Below are 19,912 nucleotides of genomic sequence, written 5' to 3'. Positions count from 1 at the left end.
ACGACAGATTCAGGGCCGCCTCGTGCGGCCCTGAAGAGCGGGGTCAATGGTGGGTGGCGGGCTTGCTGGTCCGGGTGGGCAGGCACACGGCATAGGCCATGGCCTCATCGCGGGTGTTGAAAATGGCCAGACGGTCGTGGTCGGTGCAGACCCGCCAGGGGCCGTTGTTCACACTGATCACCTGGTAGCCGTTGACTTGCACCTTGTGCAGCATCGCAGTACTCATGTTCACCTCCAGAGATACGGGTGTGTTGCATCATTTACCTTACACCTCTGAAGGCTGCATGACAGGACCGTTCGGCACATTGCAGACTCTGCGGCCCACCACCGCCGATCAATGACCGCTGTGTGCACCGTGCCCGGCATGCGCATCATGGTCACTGGTGTTCAGCGCGCGGACCTGGGCCTGTACTTCAACGCTCTGGCGCTCGCCCTTGGCGTCCTGCACCGTGAGGGTCAGCGGGATCTGGTCGCCTTCCTTGGCCTGAGCCACCAGACCAATCAGCATCACATGGTAGCCCTCGGCGCTGAACGTCACGGTCTTGCCGGCTGGCAGCTCGACGCTGCTGACCGGTTTCATGCTCATGACCTCGCCTTTCATGCTCATCTCGTGGATTTCCACGGTCTTGGCCGCAGGCGAGGCGACACCGACCAGCTTGCTGTCGCTGCTGGCAGTCAATTGCATGAACGCACCGGTGGCCGGCTGACCGGCGACGGTGGCGCGCACCCAGGCATCCTTGACCTGGGTCTCGGCATGGGCAGGCAGGCTCAGGCCCAGCAACAGCGCGCAGGAGCCAACGACCTTCAACGATTTAACCATCAGCGTATTCATCAGCAGACTTCCATAAGGGTGAGCAGGTCTTCGGTGCATTGCTGGGCGGTCAGTTTGTGGCCCAGGCTCAGGCGCAGCACGCCGCGGCTGTCGTACACGTAGCTGGTTGCGGTATGGGAAATGGTGTAGCTGTCGCCCAGCGGGACTTTCTCAAAGAACACGCCGAACTCTTTGGCGGTAGCGGCGGTTTCTTCGAGGGTGCCAGACAGCGCCACAAACTCGGGATCGAAAGCCTTGACGTACTTGTCGATGATCTGCGGCGTGTCGCGCTCCGGGTCCAGGGTGATGAAGATCACCTGGAAAATCGGCGCATCGGCGCCCATCAGTTTCTTGATCTGCGCCGCACGGGCCAGCGCGGTCGGGCAGATCGCCGGGCATTGGGTGAAGCCGAAGAACACCATCGGCATGTAACCGCGAAAGCTCGACACGGTCTTGAGGTTACCGTCGACGTCACGCAATTTGAAATTGCGCCCGATGATCTGGTTGCTCATGTCCTTGCCGTGCTTGAACGGCAGGACGTTGGAGTTGCCGCATCCGGCCAGCAGGCCGCCCATGCTCAGCATGGACAGGCCGGCGACCACCTGGCGGCGGGAAAAGTGATGACTCATGCACTGCGGTCCTGTTTAGAGGATCGGGACGGGATCACTCCCGTACTGTCAGACAGCGCGCACCGTGTACACGGTGGGCCGCACAAAGATGCCACGCGGTGGTATCAGGGCGCCTGAGCGACACGGCCCGGTGAACAGTGGCGCAGCGATGTCCAGCTCAGGCGTTCGGGCATCAGGGCGCGGCGGCGCAGGGTTCGCACCAGCCAGCCCAGGGCTGCGAAGCCGAGCAATGCGCTGGTCAGTTTGCTGGCGTAAGCGCAGTCGAACAGCGCCAGTTGCATGAGCAGACCGTGGCCGGTCTGGTCCTGACTGTGTGCGGCAGGACTGTGCGCGGCGGACTCGTCCGGGCCGCAGATATCGCTCATGGCAACAGGCATGAAGGCACTGAGCATCTGCCCGTGGCCGATGCTGCAGGCCAGGGCGCCGAGAAGGACCAGACCGGCAAGCAGGACGGCCAGCGGCAAGCGATGAGTGCGGACGAATTTCATGGCGGCGAATTTACCACTGCGCAGGCTGGGGGAACACCTTCATTGCGTCACCGGTGTCCGGTAGCCGGAGCAAAGCGCCTGCTGGCCGGGCGTGCGTGTCTGTGCGGCAAAATGGCGCATGGGGTCATATTCGTCTGACCGGCCGGGCGGCGAGCGGGTGCGCAGTGTGAGGTGCCTGTATTCGGCCTGGTAGATGTGTAAGCGTTTATGTAGCAACACGCCAGCAGCGGTCAATCCTCAACTAGGCTCAGGATGACTATCTGAGGAGTCACTGCCATGTCTGAGAATCTGCCCGACGATCCGCTGGTCAAGCTGCTGGACCGGCTCATTCAGAACAACTCGGCGCTGGTCGCGACCGTCGAGGACATCGCCCTGTGGATCGACCAGCAAGGCGACCCGCACAGCCTGGCGCGCATCCATGAACATTTGGCGACAATCCGCGACAACAGCGAGGTGGTGCAGGCGAGCTTCGCGGAACTGGTCGCCCGCGCCGCGCTGAAGCATGAAGAAGACCTTGAGGATTAATCGCTAGCGAGCCGATAGCCGACGCCCGCCTCGGTGATGATGTACCTCGGCGCGGTCGGCTCATCGGCCAGTTTCTGGCGCAGGTGGCCGACCACGATGCGCAGGTAGTGGCTGTCCTGGGTGTGGGTCGGCCCCCAGATGTCCCTGAGCAGCTGTTGCTGGGTGATGACCCGGCCGGGATGGCGGGCCAGCGCGGCCAACACCGCGTACTCCTTGCGGGTCAGCGCGACGTCCTGGCCGTCCAGTTGCACACGGCGAGCCGCCAGATCAATGCTCAGCGGGCCGAGGGTCAGCACTGCCTGGGCCTGCTGAGTGTCGGCAGGCTGACGCAGCAACGCACGAATACGGGCGAGAAACTCCTGAATGCCAAACGGCTTGGTCACGTAGTCGTTGGCCCCGGCATCGAGGGCCTGGACCTTCTGCGCCTCACTGGCGCGCACCGAGAGCACCATCACCGGGACCCGCAGCCACTCGCGCAGCTCGACCAGTAATTGCTGGCCGTCCATGTCGGGCAAGCCCAGATCGAGCACCACCAGGTCCGGGCGGTTGAGCGCCGCCTGGTTCAGACCTTCGGCGCCATCGCCCGCCTCCAGCACCTTGTAGCCCTGGGATGCCAGGCTGATGCGCAAGAACTTGCGGATCTGCGGCTCGTCGTCGATGACCAGAATGGTCGCTGTCTGCTGGGTGCTCACCGGCTGTAATCTCGTGGGGGATACGCGCTCATTCTGAGTCTGCCTGGGGTTGGGCTGGCAAGGGTAAATGCAAGGTCATGCAAGTGCCGAGCCCGTCGATGCCCTCGGCCACTGTGACCCTCCCGCCATGGGCGCCGACCATGCCCTGACAGATCGCCAGTCCCAGGCCGGTGCCGGGGCCACCGCGATCACCGCGTGCTGCGGTGTAAAACATGTCGAAGATTTTCGCCCGCTCGGCTTCGGGAATCCCAGGCCCCTGATCGCTGACCAGCAACTGCAACTCGCCCTCACTGACCCGGCTGTGCACGCGCAGCACCGCGCCGACTGGCGAAAAGCGTGCCGCATTCTCCAGCACATTGACCAGCGCCTGCTCGATCAGTGCCGCGTGCACGTACAACAGCGGCAGTTCAGCGGCCATCTGCACCTCGACCTGCAACGGCGCCAACACCGCACGCAAGCGGCCCAGCGCGCTGCCGACGATGTCGGCCGGGGCCACCCAATCGCGAGCCAGTTTCAGTGAACCATGGCCCAGGCGGGTCATGTCCAGCAGGTTCTGGATATAGCGGTCCAGCCGTTCGGCCTCGTCGCGGGTGCCTTCAAGCAGCTCGCGGCGGTCATCCAGCGGGATCGCTTCGCCCAGCGCCAACAGGCTATCGATGCTGCCGCGCATAGCGGTCAACGGCGTGCGCAGATCATGCGACACCGAGGCCAGCAAGGCGCTGCGCAGTTGTTCGGTTTCACCATGCAGGCGCGCCGATTCCAGATCCTGCACCAGTTGCGCACGGGCCAGCGCCTGGGCCAGCGGCTGGCTGAGGGCGCTGAGCAAACGCCGGTGCTGGGCCGTGAAGCGATGGCCTGGCCGAGGGCAGACGCCAAGCAGCGCCAGCGGCCCTTCTTCAGCCGACACCGGCCACCACCACCAGCGTCCGGACGGCAAAGTACCGGTGTCCAGCCCGGCTGCCTGATCGTGCTGCCAGGCCCAATCAGCCGCTACTCGCTCGGCCTCGCTGAAGGTCAGCGGGCCGCCCAGCTCCACCACCCAACTGGCGTCCTGGTCACGGCCGAGCAGGCACAGTTGCAGCTCCGGCCAGCCACTGAGGTGTTGCTCGGCGGCGCTGAGCACCGCCTGACGGTCAGTGGCGGCAGTAAGCTTGCGCGACAGGTCGAGCACCGTACTGGTTTGCTCCTGAGTGGCGCGCAAGGCCTTGAACTGACGGCGCTGGCGGCTGGCAAGCTGGCCGGTGAGTGCCGCCATGAGCAGAAAGAACACCAGCGTCAGTACGTCTTCCTCGCGCTGGATACTCAACGAAAAGTTGGGCGGCATGAACAGGAAGTCATAAGCCAGAAACGACAGTAATGCACAGAACAGGGCCGGCCCGACACTGCTGCGCACCGCCACCAGCAGCACCGCCATGAGGAAGATCAGCGAGATATTGGGTAACGCCAGAATCCCGGCAATCCCCCAGGCCACACCACTGGCCAGCGCGGTCGCGAGCACCGCCAGCGCGTAGTCCAGCCCCTTGATCGGGGCGCGCTGACGAGGCCGGTCGGGCAAGGCCTGGCTGTCCAGCACGCTGATTTCCAGACCGTGGGCCTCACGCAACAAACGCCCGGCCACCCCGCCACCGAACAGCCGCCGCCGCCACAGGTGTCGTGACTGACCGACCATCACCACGCTGGCCCGACGCTCGACGGCATGCTGCAACAGGGTCCGGGCCACCTCACCGGCGCGCAGGGTCACCACCTCGCCGCCCAGGCGCTCGGCCAGTTGCTGGGCGCCCTGCAAGTAAGCCCGGCCCTGCTCATCCAGTGGCCGGTCGGCGTCGACATGCACCAGGCTCCAGGGCAGGTGACGACGTTCAGCGACCCGGCTGGCATGGCGCACCAACAGGTCGGCCTGGATATCGCCGTCAATCCCGACCAACAGCCGGCCACGCACCGCCGGTGCCTGTTCGCCGCGTTGCCGATACCCCTGGGCCAGATCGTTGTCCACCTGCGCGGCGGCGGTCTGCATCGCCAGTTCGCGCAAGGCGGTGAGGTTGGTCTGGCTGAAAAACGCATCGATGGCTGCCCGTGCCTGCTCCGGCACATACACCTTGCCGTCGCGTAGCCGCTCCAGCAGCTCTCGCGGCGGCAGGTCGATCAGCACCAGCTCGAAGGCTTCCTGCAACACCCAGTCCGGCAGGGTTTCGCGGACCTGGACGCCGGTGATGGCGCGTACCTGGTCGTTGAGGCTTTCCAGGTGCTGGACATTGACCGTGGTGTACACATCAATGCCTGCGGCAAGCAGTTCGTGCACATCCTGCCAGCGCTTGTCATGGCGGCTGCCCGGCACGTTGCTGTGCGCCAGTTCATCAACCAGCACCAGCGCTGGCGCCGCCCGCAACACGCCGTCGAGGTCCATTTCTTCAAGGGTCATGCCCCGGTATTCGCGGCGCAGCATCGGCAATTGCGGCAGCCCGACCAGCAGCGCTTCGGTCTCGGCCCGACCGTGGGTTTGCACCACGGCGGCGAGCAGGTTCACCCCTTGGCGCATGCGGCTGTGGGCGGCTTGCAGCATGGCGTAGGTCTTGCCCACCCCCGGCGCTGCACCGAGAAAAATTTTCAGACGCCCGCGACCGTCGCGGGGCAGTTGGGCCAGGATGGCATCAGCTCGGCTGGAGTCACTCACGTGTCGGCTTGCTCGGTCAGGGTCAATTGAGGGTGATCGCGAAGACATCACCACAAAAGTTACATTTTTGCCACGCGGGCCTGGGCGTCAAGGCTGCGATTGAGCGCCAGCACATTGACCACCGGCGGGCCGAACAACGGCCGGTCAGTATGGGCCTCGATCAGCGCACGCAGTTGTTGCTCGGGCAGATTACGCGCAGCCGCCACACGACCGACCTGCCAATCGGCGGCGTCAGGCGGCAGGTGCGGGTCCAGGCCGCTGCCGGAGGTGGTCAGCAGGGCGATTGGCACTGCGCCCTGCCCTTGGCTTTTCAACAGTGTGGCGGTTTCAGCCACCCGGCTGGCCAATGCCGGGTTAGCGGCGGACAGGTTGCTGGCGCTGCTGGCCACCGTGGCAAACGCACCGGCCGAAGGGCGTGGCTGGAACCACTGCGGGCCATCGAAAGGCTGGGCAATCAGCGCCGAACCGCGGACCTGGCCGCTGGCATCACGCACCAGGCTGCCATTGGCCTGTTCGGCAAACGCCAGTTGCGCAACGCCGGTAACCGCCAGCGGATAGGCCACACCAGTGACCAGGGTCATCAACAGCAACAGGCTCAGCGCCGGGCGCAGGATGGTTGTCATGTACATCTCCTCGCAAAATTGACTACCTGTAGGAGGGGCTTGAGCCCCGAAGCAACAAATACATAGTCGCCGTCAGGCTGTGTCACACCAGATTCAGTGCACCAAGCAACAAATCGATCAGCTTGATCCCCACAAACGGCACAATCAGCCCGCCGACGCCGAAAATCAGCAGGTTGCGGCGCAGCAGGTGGGCAGCGCTGGCAGCCTGGACGCGCACGCCACGCAGGGCCAACGGGATCAGTGCGACGATGATCAGCGCATTGAACACGATGGCCGAGACGATGGCGCTCTGCGGGCTGGCCAGTTGCATGATGTTGAGCACGCCCAGTTGCGGGTAGATCGCGGCGAACAGTGCCGGCAGCACAGCAAAATACTTGGCCACATCGTTGGCAATGGAAAAGGTCGTCAGCGCACCACGGGTCACCAGCAGTTCTTTGCCGACCTGCACCACATCCAGCAGCTTGGTCGGGTCGCTGTCGAGGTCGACCATGTTGGCCGCTTCGCGAGCCGCCTGGGTGCCGTCGTTCATCGCCACCCCGACATCGGCCTGGGCCAGCGCCGGCGCATCGTTGGCGCCGTCGCCGCACATCGCCACCAGCCGGCCCTGCGCCTGCTCAAAGCGGATCCGCTCAAGCTTTTTCTCTGGTGTGGCTTCGGCCAGTACATCATCGACCCCGGCTTCGGCGGCGATGGCGGCGGCGGTCAGCGGGTTGTCGCCGGTGACCATCACCGTACGGATGCCCAGCTTGCGCAACTCGTCGAAGCGCTCACGAATGCCGGGCTTGACCACGTCCTTGAGATGGATTGCACCCAGCAGGCGACCATCGCCGCACAGCAGCAACGGCGTGCCGCCGGACTTGGCAATGCGCTCGATTTCCCGCACCAGCGGCGCGGGCAGGTCGGCGCGGGTCTGGCCGAGAAACATCAGCAGCGAATCCACCGCACCTTTGCGATACACCTTGCCCTGGTAGTCCACCCCTGACAGCCGGGTCTCGGCACTGAACGGCACGCCGGTGACTTCACTCAGCGCCGGGGCCTGAATCGGGTGCAGGTTACGCAGGTACTCGACAATCGATTTACCCTCGGCAGTGTCGTCGGTCAGTGACGCCAACAAGCCGGCCTGAGCCAGTTGCTGCGGGCTGACACCGGGCGCCGCGTACAGGCCGGCGCAACGACGATTACCGAAGGTGATGGTGCCGGTCTTGTCGAGCAGCAGCACATGCACATCCCCCGCCGCTTCCACCGCCCGCCCCGAACGGGCAATGACATTGAGGCGCACCAGCCGGTCCATACCGGCGATGCCGATGGCCGACAGCAGCCCGCCAATGGTGGTCGGAATCAGGGTTACCAGCAGCGCCACCAGAAACACCAGCGGCAGGCTGCCGCCGGCAAACCGGGCGAAGGGCTGCAGGGTCATGACCACCAGCAAAAAGATCAGGGTCAGGCCGATCAGCAGGATGTCCAGGGCGATTTCGTTGGGGGTCTTTTGCCGTTTGGCCCCCTCCACCAAGGCAATCATGCGGTCGAGGGTCGATTCGCCGGGGTTGACCTGGATGCGCACCAGCAGCCAGTCGGAGACCAGCCGGGTGTTGCCGGTGACCGCCGAGCGGTCGCCGCCGGATTCACGAATCACCGGCGCCGACTCACCAGTGATCGCCGCCTCGTTGACCGCCGCGATGCCTTCGATCACCTCACCGTCACCGGGAATCATCTCCCCGGCTTCGACCCGCACGACATCGCCCTTGCGCAGGGTGCCGGCATCCACCAGCCGCCATTGGCCGTCTTCGTCCCTCAAGCGGGCCTTGAGCCCTTCGCTGCCGGCCTTGAGGCTATCAGCACGGGCCTTGCCCCGCCCCTCGGCCAGCGCCTCAGCAAAGTTGGCAAACAGCACGGTGAACCACAGCCACAGAGCGATTTGTACTGCAATACCGGTGGGCACCTGCGCATCGGGGATCAGGCACAGCACGGTGGTAAGCACGGCGGTCAGTTCCACCACCAGCATCACCGGCGAGCGCACCAGTTGACGCGGGTCGAGCTTGATAAATGCCTGGCGCAGCGCCGGGCGCCACAAGGCCGACAGGCTGGTCGCGGCAGGCAGGTTATGGGCCTGGACCGGCGGATGGTTGTCAGTGAGCATATTCATGTTCAATCCTCAGAAGGCCGCAGTCAGAAACCCAGGCTCATATGGTCGGCAATCGGCCCCAGCGCCAGGGTCGGCAAAAAGGTCAGGCCGCCCACCAGCAAGATGGTCACGGTCAGCAAAGCCACGAACAGCGGGCCGTGGGTCGGGAAACTGTCGCTGCCCTGCGGCGCGCTCTGCTTCAGCGCCAGACTGCCTGCCAGCGCCAGCACCGGCAGGATGTAGCCGAAGCGGCCAATGAACATCGCCAGACTGAGCATCAGGTTATGGAACGGGGTGTTGGCACTGAAGCCGCCGAACGCCGAACCGTTGTTGGCGGTGGCCGAGGTGTAGGCGTACAGCAACTGGCTGAAACCATGCGGGCCAGGGTTGCTGACCGCACTGGCCGCGCCTGGCACGCTCGCCGCGATGGCCCCCAGCACCAGCACGCCCAGCGGCATGACCAGCAAGCTGGCGACCAGTAGCTTGACTTCCCGAGCCTGCAATTTCTTGCCCAGGTATTCCGGGGTACGGCCGATCATCAAGCCGGCCAGGAACACGGCGATCAACACGTTGAGCAGCATGCCATTGAGGCCCACCCCGACGCCGCCGAAGATCACCTCGCCGACCATCATGTTGATCAGCGCGACCATCCCGGTCAGCGGGTTGAGGCTGTCGTGCATGCCGTTGACCGAACCGTTGGAAGCAGCGGTGGTCGCCACCGCCCACAAGGTGGTGCCGGTCACGCCAAAGCGTGCCTCTTTACCCTCCAGCGACGGCGCCTGTTCCACGCCGCTGAACGCCAGGGTTGGGTTGGGCTGATACTCGGCCCACAACGCCAGCGCCGAGCCAATCGCCAGCAACAGCAGCATGCAGGCCAGGATCGCCCGGCTCTGGCGCAGGTCCTTGACGTAATGGCCGAAGCTGAACACCAATGCGGCCGGTATCAGCAGGATTGCCACCAATTCCAGCAGGTTGCTCAGCGCCGTAGGATTCTCGAACGGATGCGCCGAGTTCACGCCGAAAAAGCCACCGCCGTTGGTGCCCAGTTGCTTGATCGCAATCTGGCTGGCCGCCGGCCCCATCGGCAGGCTCTGCTGACTGCCTTGCATGGTCAGGGCATCGACATAATGGGCGAAGTTCTGCGGCACGCCCTGCCACGCCAGCAGCAGCGCCAGCAGTAGGCTGATCGGCAACAGGCCATACAAGGTGGCGCGGGTCAGGTCGGTCCAGAAGTTGCCCAGGTCATTGGTCGAGCGCCGCGCAATGCCCCGGCACAACACGGCCAGCACGGCAATGCCGGTGGCGGCGCTGACGAAGTTCTGTACGGTCAGGCCGAGCATCTGGCTCAGGTAGCTCAGCGATGCTTCGCCGCTGTAGGCCTGCCAGTTGGTGTTGGCAACAAAGCTCATGGCGGTGTTGAACGCCAGGGTCCACTCCAGGCCCGGCAGTTGCTGCGGATTGAGTGGCAGTGCACCTTGCAGCATCAGCAAGGCAAACAGCAGCACAAAGCCGGCGGCGTTGAATGCCAGCAAGGCCAGCGCATAGGTTTTCCAGTCTTGCCCGGCCTTGGGGTCGACACCGCCGAGCCGATAGCAGCCGCGCTCCAACGGCCCCAGCAATGGTGAAAGCCAGGTGCGCTCGCCCTCCATTACCCGGTACCAGAACCGTCCCAGCAGCGGCGCGCTGCCGAGCAACAGCAGCAAAAAGGCGCCGATCAACAGATAGTCATAGCTGTGCATGGCCGCTCCTTACTGGCGATCGGCGCGCAGCAGCGCGACCAGCAGGTAAACGATCAGGCCGATGCCCAGCAGCAGTGAAACCCCATCCAGAACGCTCATTGATTTCCCCTCGGACCACAGTCAGGCGGCAAAGGCCGCGTGAGTGAATTGTCAGCAAGGGGGGCGTAAAGGAACGAGATCGAAGAAGCCCGGCGGGCATAAAGAATGTGTAAAGAAGCGCGGTAGCGCAGGCTCAGCGATGGCTAACCAGCCTTTTGCGCGGGTTTTCTGCGCAAGGACTGTAGGGCTTCAGACAGGGTTCAAGACGGCCGGGGCATAACCGGGCCGTAAAAGGAAGGTAAGCGCCGGCCGCCCGCAACCAGGCCGGGCTCAAGCGGCTGGTCTAAGCCAGCCGCCGCATGGACAGCGTCATCTGCGCCATCAGATCCCGTTGCTCTTTCAGTGAAAGAACGACCTGGGCAATCGCTCGGCTGGTGCTCAGGTCAGACACAGGGATGCTTGCCACATACAGCTCGATCTCGCCCGAAGACGGGTTGATGAGTTTCACCGACAGGCTGTCATTGGGAGCCAGGCCGCACTCGCACTTGCTGGGCAGAAAGGCGGTTTCAAGAACACGCTGCAACTCGGTTTTCGAATACATGGGCTTTCCTTGTCTGATTTCTCGTCAGACCACTATAGACAACGCTAATGGTAGCGCAATTGACCAGCAACCGGTCATGCCGCCGGGCCGATGATCAAGACAGATATTTGGGCGCTAACCGGCATCCGAATGCCGTTCGGATTTGCGCTCAGCGAGGCAATCAAAGGCACAATGGCGCCAATCGAGGGCAAGACTGGCTCAGTCAGATTTGACCCGGCACCTCATGGAGTAAGCAGTCAGACCTGGGAGGTCAAATGCAAGATGGTCAAGCGGTCAACCAGCAAGCGATAGACGCAGCGTTGATTGCCTTCTACCGCTACAAGATCGGAGAGTTAAGGATTCTTGATCTGGAGCGCGCAATGAGCTTTGAAGTCGGTGACGCCCTTTCCCGGAGCGGCTTGGTAAGGATCACAATCACACGCCTGGAATCGGGACGCTATCGACTCAGTGATAAGGGGGAGCATGCGATCACCGATGCCGGGCGTGCTCGACTGGAGGAGCTACGTGGGTCATAGCAAGCAGCAGATAAAGTAGGACCCGAGGCCTGCCTCACACGTCTATCATTTCCAAGTTTCTGCTGTTAGTGGAAGCTCATTCAATTCAATTCGAGCCTCACGCCAAGTTGGAAAATACTCTCCTAGGATGGAGACAAAGCGTTCATTGTGGGTGGGCTCGAGCAAATGAACCATCTCATGAGCGATCACGTATTCAAGAAGATCTTTCGGCTTCTTGATCAGCTCAGTATTCAAACGAATGTTGCCCGCTTTGTGGTTACAGCTCCCCCACTTGGTTTTCATTCGTTGAAGATAATAACCAGCCACCTTGACCTGTAGCTTGCGTTCCCACTTCTTAATCAGCGCAGGTACCACAGTATGCAACTGTTGTTTGTGCCATTCATGCATCACCTCTGCGCGTTTAAGTATGTCGCTACCGGGACGCACCATTAAGGTTATACGTTTGTGATCGAGCTTCACTGCTGGCTTGGCATCTTGGTAGTTCACCACCATCAGGTAGCGTCGCCCCCAGATGTAGTGGCTCTCTCTTTCCACAAACTGGCGCGGCTCCTCGCGGGCCTGTGCGTCCAACTTACTCTGCTGATCACGAATCCAGCCCAGTTTTGAAATTGCGTAAGCCCGCGCAACCTCTAGCCGCGTGTTGACTGGCGCGACTAGCGTGACCCGGCCCTGCGGTGGGTGCACAGTCAGGTGAACATTCTTGATGTCCTTACGGGTCACCGAAATGGAAATATCGCCCAGCTCAATTATCTCGTGCATCAATAGCCCGATTGGTTCTTGATGATTTCAAAAATGGCCAAGGTTGCCTCACGGTCGCGCCCCAGCAGCGGGAACAGCGCATTTAACACCTGCGCCTCACGAGCAGGATCACCGCGCCAGGCGGCCGGGGCCGAGCCGCGCATGGCAGTATCAATCGCCAAAGCCAACTGCACTTTTTCTGCCTCATCGTGTGGGCACTGAAAGGTCGTCGCGGCAATTCTATCGAGGTTGTTGAACAGCACAGTCGCCTCGCGACGACCGTTAAGGCCCGTCGGGGAACCACCTGAGCCCTTCTGTGCAATTTGCCGCACCAGCGCTTCGGCCTTGCGCAGAAACTCTTCATAAGCAGCTGCATCATCACGACTCTGCTTGATCAGATCCTCCAGCAAGCGCGACATCCCCTCGTAAAACCTGGGGTCGGTCAATTGCTCACGGATGATGGTCTTACGTACGTTATTGATGATGCCTTCGGCAATCGCATCCTTGGAGAGCTTGCCCTTTGCATTGAGTTTCTTGGCAATGGCATCGTGAACGCCCGTCTGGATGATCAACTCAACCAGCGAGAAGTTATCGACGGTACTCAAAGGATCAGCGGGGTCTGCCTGGATATAGGTGTTGAGCAAGTGCCGCATATCCGCCTCGAATGGCTTGATATCCAGTTCTTCACCTGCGTGCTTTTTGATTGCCTCACGTAACTCGGCATAAAACTTTACTTCGGTCTGCAGCCTACCCGCTTCAGCCTCAGAGTAACCGGCCTCGGTCAAATGCTGCGCCAAGTCCGCAAACGTCCGCACGAATGAGGCCACGGCCTTGTAGAAGGAAATCCGCAGCGGCTCGCTCTCATCCAGGCCATTGGCATCGGCAGCCATGCCGCAGAAGTAATAGATGAATTGCTCAATCTCACGCGGCGGAGCCACCGGGGCACACAGATAACTCAATGCCTCACGAGCTGCATCCAACTGCTTATTGCCCTCAACCAGCCAGTTCTTCAACTCGACGTTATTGCTGCCACCGTTACCCGTATCGACATCCAACTCGTCGGAAGTGTAGACCGAAATGGCATCCTGAACATCACCAAACAGCTCCTTGAAATCGACGATATAGCCAAAGTCTTTGTCATCACCGTCGAGTCGGTTGGTGCGGCAAATCGCCTGGAACAGGTTATGGTCACGCAGCTCGTTATCCAGGTAGACATACGAACAACTGGGCGCGTCGAAACCGGTTAGCAGTTTGCTGACAACGATGAGCAGTTTGAGGTTGGCAGGCTCCTCGATAAAGCGTCGCTTGGTCTCTTCTTCGTAAGCAGAAGTGCTCTGGCGTCGCTTGGTCTCTTCTTCGTAAGCAGAAGTGCTCTGGCCTTGTTTGAGCACGTACTGCGTGTAGGTATCGAACTTGTAGCGCTCATCACTCTGCGCCGGCTCACGGGAGATGGCGTTATGGTTCGGCTCGTACGAAGTGACGATGCCGCAGTAAGTGCCGAACAAGGTGGTTTGAAACAAGCGAAAGTAATGACAGGCATCGTAGATGCTCGCCGCCACCAGAATGGCCGTACCCCGATCATTGTTCAGCCGAGGCTTCAAACTGAAGTCTTCGATGATGCTGGCAATGATGCGCTGCTTGCGCTCACCAGCACTCATCAATGCCTCCATCGTGGCCCAGCGCTTACGCAGGATCGACTTCTGGTAATTGTTCAGCCCCCTGGTTCTCTGCTCGAACCAGGCATCGATGGCTTTTCGCGAAGTCAAACGCTGCGGCACATCACGCGCCTCATACTTCAGATCCAGCACTACCTTGTCCGCGACGGCCTCGTGGAATTTATAGGTGTGGATATAGGTACCGAACACATCGCGGGTGGTTTGTTTATCCTTGCGCAGAAGCGGCGTGCCGGTAAAGCCAATGAACAGCGCCCCCGCCAACCACTGCTTCATCTGCCTGTTCATATCGCCACCCTGAGTCCGGTGGCACTCGTCTACAAAGACATAAAACCGCCCATGCATGGCAGGCGGCGGCACACTCAGATCCGGCTCGAACTTGTGAAGCAACGCGCACAGCAAACGCGGCGTAGTGGCAGACAGCTTCTGCACGAAATCAGCGCGAGAGGTGATACGCGGCGAAGGTGAATCGGGGCCGATAACCCCGGCATTGCGCATCACCCCGGAGATTTGCTTGTCCAACTCGTCGCGATCCGTAATCACCAGAATGCGTGCGTCCGGATCATGCTCCAGCAGCCACTTGGCGATCAACACCATCAGGATGCTCTTGCCGCTGCCCTGGGTATGCCAAATCACCCCACCCTCTTTACGCCGTACTCGCTCCTGCGCGGCCTTCACTGCGGCATATTGATGGGCACGCGGCATCTTTTTGATACCCGCATCGAAGATGATGAAATTGCGGGTCAAGTCCAGCAGGCGCGACTTCTCGCACATCTGTGCCAACGGGTTATCCAGCAAATAACCCGATTGCCCCAGCTCCGCCCCAGGTAAAACGTGATAATTCGCCGGGATCTCACGCAGACGATTCAACTCAACCGACTCGGCTTTTACCCCCTCCGCCTTCCACTCCACAAAGAACTCGGCGCGCGTGGTGGCAGTGCCATAGCGCAAGCCCTGGGAATCGCTGCCAGCAAACACCATCTGCACCGTACTGAAGAACCCCAGGTTGAAGATTGCCTCCTGGTTGCTGATCAGTTGATGGATACCATCGGCCACATCCACCGAACTGCGCTTCAGTTCAAGCACCCCGATGGCGATGCCATTGAGGTAAATAACCAGATCCGGGCGGCGCTCATGCCCCCCGCGCAAGGTCACTTCTTCGGCGATGGCGAAGTGGTTAGCATCAGTATTTTCCCAATCGATCAGATGCACCGTCTCATGGGCCTGACCAACAGCCATCTGCACCGGCACGCCGTAACGCAGCAACTGATAGGTACGCAGGTTGGCCTGATACAACGTGATGCCCGTGGCATCCGCCGCAGCCATCAGTTTTTGCAGCGCCGCCGATATCTGCACATCGCTGTAACCACGCTGCTTCAGGTTGGCTTGCAACAGCTCAGCTTCAATGTTGCGGTTGTGCCCGCGCTTGCTCCACTCGCCCAGATAGTCGTAACCGAGGCAGTCAGGCCGCGTTTTGTCGGTAAACAGCGCCACCACTCGGTTCTGGGTATGGCGTTCGGAGCGAGGTTGTTGAGTCATCTGTGGCATCCTGCGGTCTTCACTCGGTCTCATACTGGCTGGGGAGGCTATTGAGCAGCACGTCGATCATTTGCTGGTGATGCTTACGTATCGCGGGAACATCCCAAGTATCAGGCTGCATCATCAAGTGCTGCTTCACGCTGTCGAGGGTGTTCTTCAGGTAGAACGCCTTTTTTTGCTCAGGTGTGAAATTGCTCAAGCGTGAGTTCTTCTCGTGGCTGATCAGGCAAAGATTACCGAACGAGTGGAGATCGTCGTCAGCCAGTTGGTCGATGCCTGGCAGTGGCTTCTGCGGATAGTAATGTTCCACCGAACTGCGGAAGGTAAATTCGTAAGACTTCACCGGCTCACTCTTACCGTGCTCAAGCCACAGCAGGTAATCCAGGAAGTTGAACACTAGGTTGTTTTCGATATTGCCGAAGCGCAGGCGCGGCAAAAGCGTCTCAGCGGTGACGTCTTCACGACGGGTCTGGCAGACGCCCTTGTTCCCGTAGATGATCTTAAAGTATTCCAAGCCCGCCTCGGCAGCCAGAAAACGATCAAAAACAAAGGTCTTGGCGACTGACTCCATCTGCTGCAGATAGACATGAGCCTCGACCTGCTCGGCGTGAAACAGGTAATGCAGCGCGGCATTGAGCCAGTGCTTGTAAACCAGCGTAGGCGTGGACACATGCAACGCCGAGAGCAGCATCAAGATACGCCGATTGATGCCCTCACTGCCCTCCTCCTCGCCGAAGGTATTCACATAACTGCCACGCCCCGCACCACCCGCTTTGCCGCCATCGTTCCACTTGAAGCGTTTTAAGCTCCAACCATCGGCGGCCTGGCTGAACTCGCGCTTGATCACGTATTGGTCATACAGGTACTTGCAGCGCAGCAGGCTGAAGGTAAAGCGCTTCACTGCCGTAGCCGGGTCTTGCTGCTTCAGAACATGGGTTTCAAAGAGATCGAGCAGGCGTTTGTCATCCAGAGGAATATCCGCCTGCGTATCGACACGCAGCACATGCAGCAAAAAGTTGGGGAAGTTGATCACCGTATTGAAGCGCTCGGGCGCTTCTTCACCGTTATCGGTTTTTTCCGCAGTGACCGGCGGCCTGCCGATGATGTCCGTGAGGGACAACTCGGCCCCCGCCTTGTAGCCCACCTCCTGCGTACTTTGCAGCGCAGCAGTCAGCTCATCGAAGTTCTCGGGCACCAACCGGCCCCAATTCTTCTCAGCAAAAACGCTGCTGCGCTGGCTAGGCGTAAAGCCCATCTGCACGTAGCGCTCCATATTCGAGCAGGCTTCCCATACGGTGTGCAGACAGTTCTGGATATGCGGGCAGCCCTGCAACGTCTCCATCATCCGTGCCTTGAGCACCTCGTGCTTCTCTAGCTGCTCACTGCGGTTATTCATGATCTCGAAGTAATGGTTCAGGTCCGTATCCGCCGGCACCTTCACGCGCATGATCTGCACGTAACGAAACAGGAAATCCGCGAACTGCTGCGCTGAAACCCCGTTCTCTTTGAGTTTGTGCGGCAAGACCTTATGGATCAGCCGATAGCCATTGAGGATGCCGGTATTGATCTGCTTTTCAGCCAGCACCTCGGCAGGGTCATCCTTGAAACGGCCCTCGAAGATCGCCGCAAAGGTCGCCCGCGAATGCTCGCGGCTATCGAAGTGGATACTCAGGTTTGCATACCAATCGAGGTCAACAGCCTTGCTGTTCTTCAGATAGGAGGTCAGCAACGACAGCGTTGTCAGCCGCTGCTGACCATCGATGGTCTCGAAGACGGGCGTTTTGCCGTCCGCTCGCTCATACACCACCAGGCTGCCGATGTAGTAATTGCGCGCGGGCTTATCTGGCTCAGGCAGGTAGTCGACTACATCCTGGATCAATTGGGTGATCTCACCCTCCTCCCAGGCGTAATTACGCTGATACATGGGGATAACGTAATCATCACGGCCGCCGAGTAGCTGCCTGATGGAAAGCTGGGTGATGGCCTCACTCACGGTATTTCATCTCCCTGAATAGCGCCTCGATTGCCTCGGTCTTGGTCGAACTGCTGCTGGTGAGTGGTTTCAGCGGTTGATTGATAACGTCCGCCGGGCGAGTAGCGTCCTTGATCAACCTGAATAGATTGTTCGCCAGCACGTAGTTATCCATGCTCGCAAGCTGCACCACCTGCATCTGCAAACGCAGGCTGTAAGCCCAGATAAAGATCTTCTCGATGGCCCGCGACAGCTCGGCGTGGCCGAACTTGTCGATATAGTAGATCAACAGACAATCGAACATCGCCCGCACGTAGCGATCACCTGTACGGGTTCTCGCCGGGTAGCTGTCGAGCACAGCCATGATCTTGGCCGCGTAGCCATCGAGCGCTGAATCCCTCACTCGCTCATGCCCATTCCAGGACTTGGCGCTGATCCGCGCCACCTCGTTCTGGTAGTGGCTGATCAGCTCGAAGAAGCGCCGACCGTTAATGATGATTTGATCCAGATGGAAGGGAAAAGCCATCTCCCGCGAGTCAATCTTGCGCTCGTACTGGCCGTTGTAGTGGTCGACAAAATGGTGGGCAATGCGCAACTGCTCCACATAGGGGTAGCTGGCTACCGTATCGAGATTCACGCCCTTGAACAGGTCGCTGTCGTCCTTGCTGAAATAACGCGCCGACGCCCCTTTCGACCAATTGCGGATGCGGTACAGGTACTGCGCAAATAGTGTGGCCAACTCCTGGGTCTTGGTGCTTTCCCAGCGCGCCACCGTGGTGACCTTCAAATGCTCGTCACGCGGGCTGAACTCGCGCAGGTGGTAAGCCTTGAGCAGATCATGCGGTTCCAGATCACGGCCCCGCGCGTTTTGCGAGTCGAAGAATTGGAAGGCCTCCGACACATCCGCCAGCTCCACCGCCACCACCTGGCACTGGTGCAGAAAGAAGTCGATATGCGCCTCGGTAAAGTCCGCACGGCTGACGATGCGCGCCACCTCAAGGTAATTACTGTGGATGTTCTTCTGCGAAATCTCGCTGGTAAAACGGGGGTCAACCATTAGCGGCTCAAGCGCGATCAAGCGCTCGTGCAGGTCGTGGCACTCCAGCGCTTGCGCCTTGCACCGCTGAATCAGCGCACGCGCCGCCAGCAACAGACTGATAGTGCGCTGCTGGCCATCGACGATGTTCTTTTTCTCACCCTCCCGGTGAAACACGATGGTACCCAGGCGGTAAGCGGACTTGTCCTTATGGATGGAGATATCGGAGAACAGTTGGTTGATATGTTTGCCCGTCCACTTGTACGGGCGCTGGTATTGGGGAATCTCCAGCGCCTGATCCGCGAGCAGGTCATATACGCTAATGATGGTGCTGGAGAGTTTGGTCGTCTGCGGTCGTTGAGTGGCGTCCATGCTCAGATCGGTCATACCAGACGCGTCCTTCCAGTAAGCAGTTCTTGCATCATGCCTTGCTTGAGGGCGCGGGTTTTGGCCAAGCGTTGTTCCAGTGCGGCTAGCTCGGCGTCCATATCGGACAGTACGGTGGCGATGGCGGTTTGTTCCGGGAGACGTGGGATTGGTATTTCGATGTTCTCAATCGTCTTGGCGTTGAGACTTGGTACACCAGAAGCCTCGTTGTAACTGCGCCAACGAATCATCGTGAACTTGTAAAACACGAATTTAGCGTCAGCCTCGTCTGCGATTTCGGTGAAGAACAGCGTGTCCACTGTCCAGAAGGGCGAATCCACATACTGCGGAGAATCAATCGTCCCCTTTCTGCCGATAAGGACAGAGGGCTTGTCATAGATAAAGTTGTTAGTTCTCCCGATTTCTCCGCCGGACGCGAGGATTGGATACCTACCGTCCGACGCGATGATTTCGTGCTGACTCTTTCCATGCCTCACAGTCAAAATGTCCCCCAACCGTTTCACCTCCCACTCACCGTGGAAGCCGGGGAGACGAGTTTGGCTGGTGAGGAGTTGTTGCATGGTGGCCTGTTTGAAGTCGCGCTTCTTGGCGATAAACCGCTCCAGCGCATCCAGCAGCGCATCCACATCACTCAGCACCGTCGCTATGGCGCGTTGCTCTGAGAGAGATGGAGGCATTCCAACTTTAAATGAGCGCAGCGATGCGATGGGAATCTCCTGCAACGCCGAACCGTTCATCGTCTGCTCTAACCGCCTTCGAGTGGCTGACCAAGAAATGAGCTGACGGAAAAATGGAGCGCTCCATGCTGATTGGACTGCAATTAGCGCAACGCCCCTAGTCAGATTTGCACCTTCGAGTCCACGATCAATGATCCCTACATCGCCAACTTTGCCTCGCAGCGGCATTACGAGGTCTCCTTCCTTCAAGACCGTGCGCTTGTATGCATCCGAGATTTGTTTAGATGTCGTAATGAGGTCGGAACGATTGATTTTTCCGTCGTTGATATCCAAGACGCGCAGACATGGAATGCCGTTCATGACGTTTGGACCTGTTTGCACAATGCCGTACGAGATAGGTCGCTGCTGCTCCGTAATCGCATCCAGGCTCTTCAC

18 protein-coding genes are annotated in these 19,912 nt (G+C 60.1%); 2 read left to right on the top strand and 16 right to left on the bottom strand.

All coding sequences use genetic code 11. The features are described 5' to 3' along the window. Positions 1–43: 43 nt before the first annotated feature. The 4 genes from NJC40_RS17975 to NJC40_RS17960 all read right to left on the bottom strand — a co-directional run bounded on the left by NJC40_RS17975 (position 44) and on the right by NJC40_RS17960 (position 1,928). The gene (locus tag NJC40_RS17975) at positions 44–226 is read right to left on the bottom strand and encodes a hypothetical protein (RefSeq protein ID WP_045490420.1); all 183 of its coding nucleotides are present in this window, start codon (positions 224–226) and stop codon (positions 44–46) included. Between the two features lie 108 nt (positions 227–334). Continuing rightward, positions 335–832 (bottom strand): copper chaperone PCu(A)C, encoded by a 498-nt coding sequence (locus tag NJC40_RS17970; RefSeq protein WP_045490417.1) that lies wholly within the window; start codon positions 830–832, stop codon positions 335–337. Beyond that, positions 832–1,440 (bottom strand): SCO family protein, encoded by a 609-nt coding sequence (locus NJC40_RS17965; protein WP_253110821.1) that lies wholly within the window; start codon positions 1,438–1,440, stop codon positions 832–834. The genes NJC40_RS17970 and NJC40_RS17965 overlap by 1 nt, the downstream gene beginning before the upstream one ends. 104 nt (positions 1,441–1,544) lie before the next feature. Beyond that, positions 1,545–1,928: a hypothetical protein gene (locus NJC40_RS17960; protein WP_253140495.1), complete on the bottom strand. Its 384-nt coding sequence runs from the start codon at positions 1,926–1,928 to the stop codon at positions 1,545–1,547. Between the two features lie 276 nt (positions 1,929–2,204). Between NJC40_RS17960 and NJC40_RS17955 the strand changes: the two genes are divergently transcribed. After that, complete coding sequence (locus tag NJC40_RS17955; protein ID WP_045490408.1) at positions 2,205–2,453, top strand: hypothetical protein; 249 nt, start codon at positions 2,205–2,207, stop codon at positions 2,451–2,453. On the opposite strand, the gene NJC40_RS17950 is transcribed toward NJC40_RS17955, so the two are convergent. The 7 genes from NJC40_RS17950 to NJC40_RS17920 form a co-directional block, all read right to left on the bottom strand. After that, positions 2,450–3,145 carry a response regulator gene (locus NJC40_RS17950; protein WP_253140494.1) on the bottom strand — a complete coding sequence of 232 codons (696 nt, stop codon included), beginning with the start codon at positions 3,143–3,145 and terminating at the stop codon, positions 2,450–2,452. The two genes, NJC40_RS17955 and NJC40_RS17950, sit on opposite strands and share 4 nt — an antisense overlap. 28 nt (positions 3,146–3,173) lie before the next feature. Continuing rightward, complete coding sequence (locus NJC40_RS17945) at positions 3,174–5,816, bottom strand: DUF4118 domain-containing protein (RefSeq protein ID WP_253140493.1); 2,643 nt, start codon at positions 5,814–5,816, stop codon at positions 3,174–3,176. Positions 5,817–5,875: 59 nt separating this feature from the next. Then, complete coding sequence (gene kdpC, locus NJC40_RS17940; protein ID WP_253140492.1) at positions 5,876–6,439, bottom strand: potassium-transporting ATPase subunit KdpC; 564 nt, start codon at positions 6,437–6,439, stop codon at positions 5,876–5,878. An 82-nt stretch (positions 6,440–6,521) separates the two neighbouring features. Next, on the bottom strand, positions 6,522–8,582 hold the full coding sequence (gene kdpB, locus NJC40_RS17935) for a potassium-transporting ATPase subunit KdpB (RefSeq protein WP_492180365.1): 2,061 nt from the start codon (positions 8,580–8,582) through the stop codon (positions 6,522–6,524). A gap of 23 nt (positions 8,583–8,605) precedes the next feature. Further along, entirely contained in the window at positions 8,606–10,300 is a 1,695-nt protein-coding gene (gene kdpA / locus NJC40_RS17930; protein ID WP_253140491.1) for a potassium-transporting ATPase subunit KdpA, read from the bottom strand. 9 nt (positions 10,301–10,309) lie between these two features. After that, entirely contained in the window at positions 10,310–10,399 is a 90-nt protein-coding gene (gene kdpF, locus NJC40_RS17925; RefSeq protein ID WP_253110809.1) for a K(+)-transporting ATPase subunit F, read from the bottom strand. A 283-nt stretch (positions 10,400–10,682) separates the two neighbouring features. Further along, on the bottom strand, positions 10,683–10,940 hold the full coding sequence (locus NJC40_RS17920) for a DUF1652 domain-containing protein (protein ID WP_045490393.1): 258 nt from the start codon (positions 10,938–10,940) through the stop codon (positions 10,683–10,685). 254 nt (positions 10,941–11,194) lie between these two features. Between NJC40_RS17920 and NJC40_RS17915 the strand changes: the two genes are divergently transcribed. Beyond that, complete coding sequence (locus tag NJC40_RS17915) at positions 11,195–11,455, top strand: hypothetical protein (protein ID WP_045490391.1); 261 nt, start codon at positions 11,195–11,197, stop codon at positions 11,453–11,455. Between the two features lie 45 nt (positions 11,456–11,500). On the opposite strand, the gene NJC40_RS17910 is transcribed toward NJC40_RS17915, so the two are convergent. From NJC40_RS17910 to NJC40_RS17890, 5 genes are all read right to left on the bottom strand, one after another. Next, on the bottom strand, positions 11,501–12,214 hold the full coding sequence (locus tag NJC40_RS17910; RefSeq protein WP_253140490.1) for a M48 family metallopeptidase: 714 nt from the start codon (positions 12,212–12,214) through the stop codon (positions 11,501–11,503). Next, positions 12,214–15,360 (bottom strand): type I restriction endonuclease subunit R, encoded by a 3,147-nt coding sequence (locus NJC40_RS17905; RefSeq protein WP_253140489.1) that lies wholly within the window; start codon positions 15,358–15,360, stop codon positions 12,214–12,216. The genes NJC40_RS17910 and NJC40_RS17905 overlap by 1 nt, the downstream gene beginning before the upstream one ends. Before the next feature lie 64 nt (positions 15,361–15,424). Further along, positions 15,425–17,398: a DUF262 domain-containing protein gene (locus tag NJC40_RS17900; protein WP_253140488.1), complete on the bottom strand. Its 1,974-nt coding sequence runs from the start codon at positions 17,396–17,398 to the stop codon at positions 15,425–15,427. After that, on the bottom strand, positions 17,391–18,800 hold the full coding sequence (locus tag NJC40_RS17895; RefSeq protein ID WP_253140487.1) for a DUF262 domain-containing protein: 1,410 nt from the start codon (positions 18,798–18,800) through the stop codon (positions 17,391–17,393). Before NJC40_RS17895 ends, NJC40_RS17900 begins: the two co-directional genes overlap by 8 nt. Next, positions 18,797–19,912 carry a restriction endonuclease subunit S gene (locus NJC40_RS17890; RefSeq protein WP_253140486.1) on the bottom strand — a complete coding sequence of 372 codons (1,116 nt, stop codon included), beginning with the start codon at positions 19,910–19,912 and terminating at the stop codon, positions 18,797–18,799. The genes NJC40_RS17895 and NJC40_RS17890 overlap by 4 nt, the downstream gene beginning before the upstream one ends.

It is taken from the genome of Pseudomonas sp. 21LCFQ02, from assembly GCF_024129895.2.
Classification (GTDB): Bacteria; Pseudomonadota; Gammaproteobacteria; order Pseudomonadales; family Pseudomonadaceae; genus Aquipseudomonas.
Note: the sequence above shows the minus strand (reverse complement) of the source record. Positions and strands in the feature narration are given on the sequence as shown.

Excerpts from the sequence above, each read along its gene's own strand:
- NJC40_RS17975 (WP_045490420.1), bottom strand. The coding sequence starts at position 226 with ATGAGTACTGCGATGCTGCACAAGGTGCAAGTCAACGGCTACCAGGTG.
- NJC40_RS17970 (WP_045490417.1), bottom strand. The coding sequence starts at position 832 with ATGAATACGCTGATGGTTAAATCGTTGAAGGTCGTTGGCTCCTGCGCG.
- NJC40_RS17965 (WP_253110821.1), bottom strand. The coding sequence starts at position 1,440 with ATGAGTCATCACTTTTCCCGCCGCCAGGTGGTCGCCGGCCTGTCCATG.
- NJC40_RS17960 (WP_253140495.1), bottom strand. The coding sequence starts at position 1,928 with ATGAAATTCGTCCGCACTCATCGCTTGCCGCTGGCCGTCCTGCTTGCC.
- NJC40_RS17955 (WP_045490408.1), top strand. The coding sequence starts at position 2,205 with ATGTCTGAGAATCTGCCCGACGATCCGCTGGTCAAGCTGCTGGACCGG.
- kdpC (WP_253140492.1), bottom strand. The coding sequence starts at position 6,439 with ATGACAACCATCCTGCGCCCGGCGCTGAGCCTGTTGCTGTTGATGACC.
- kdpB (WP_492180365.1), bottom strand. The coding sequence starts at position 8,582 with ATGAATATGCTCACTGACAACCATCCGCCGGTCCAGGCCCATAACCTG.
- kdpA (WP_253140491.1), bottom strand. The coding sequence starts at position 10,300 with ATGCACAGCTATGACTATCTGTTGATCGGCGCCTTTTTGCTGCTGTTG.
- kdpF (WP_253110809.1), bottom strand. The coding sequence starts at position 10,399 with ATGAGCGTTCTGGATGGGGTTTCACTGCTGCTGGGCATCGGCCTGATC.
- NJC40_RS17920 (WP_045490393.1), bottom strand. The coding sequence starts at position 10,940 with ATGTATTCGAAAACCGAGTTGCAGCGTGTTCTTGAAACCGCCTTTCTG.
- NJC40_RS17915 (WP_045490391.1), top strand. The coding sequence starts at position 11,195 with ATGCAAGATGGTCAAGCGGTCAACCAGCAAGCGATAGACGCAGCGTTG.
- NJC40_RS17910 (WP_253140490.1), bottom strand. The coding sequence starts at position 12,214 with ATGCACGAGATAATTGAGCTGGGCGATATTTCCATTTCGGTGACCCGT.
- NJC40_RS17895 (WP_253140487.1), bottom strand. The coding sequence starts at position 18,800 with ATGACCGATCTGAGCATGGACGCCACTCAACGACCGCAGACGACCAAA.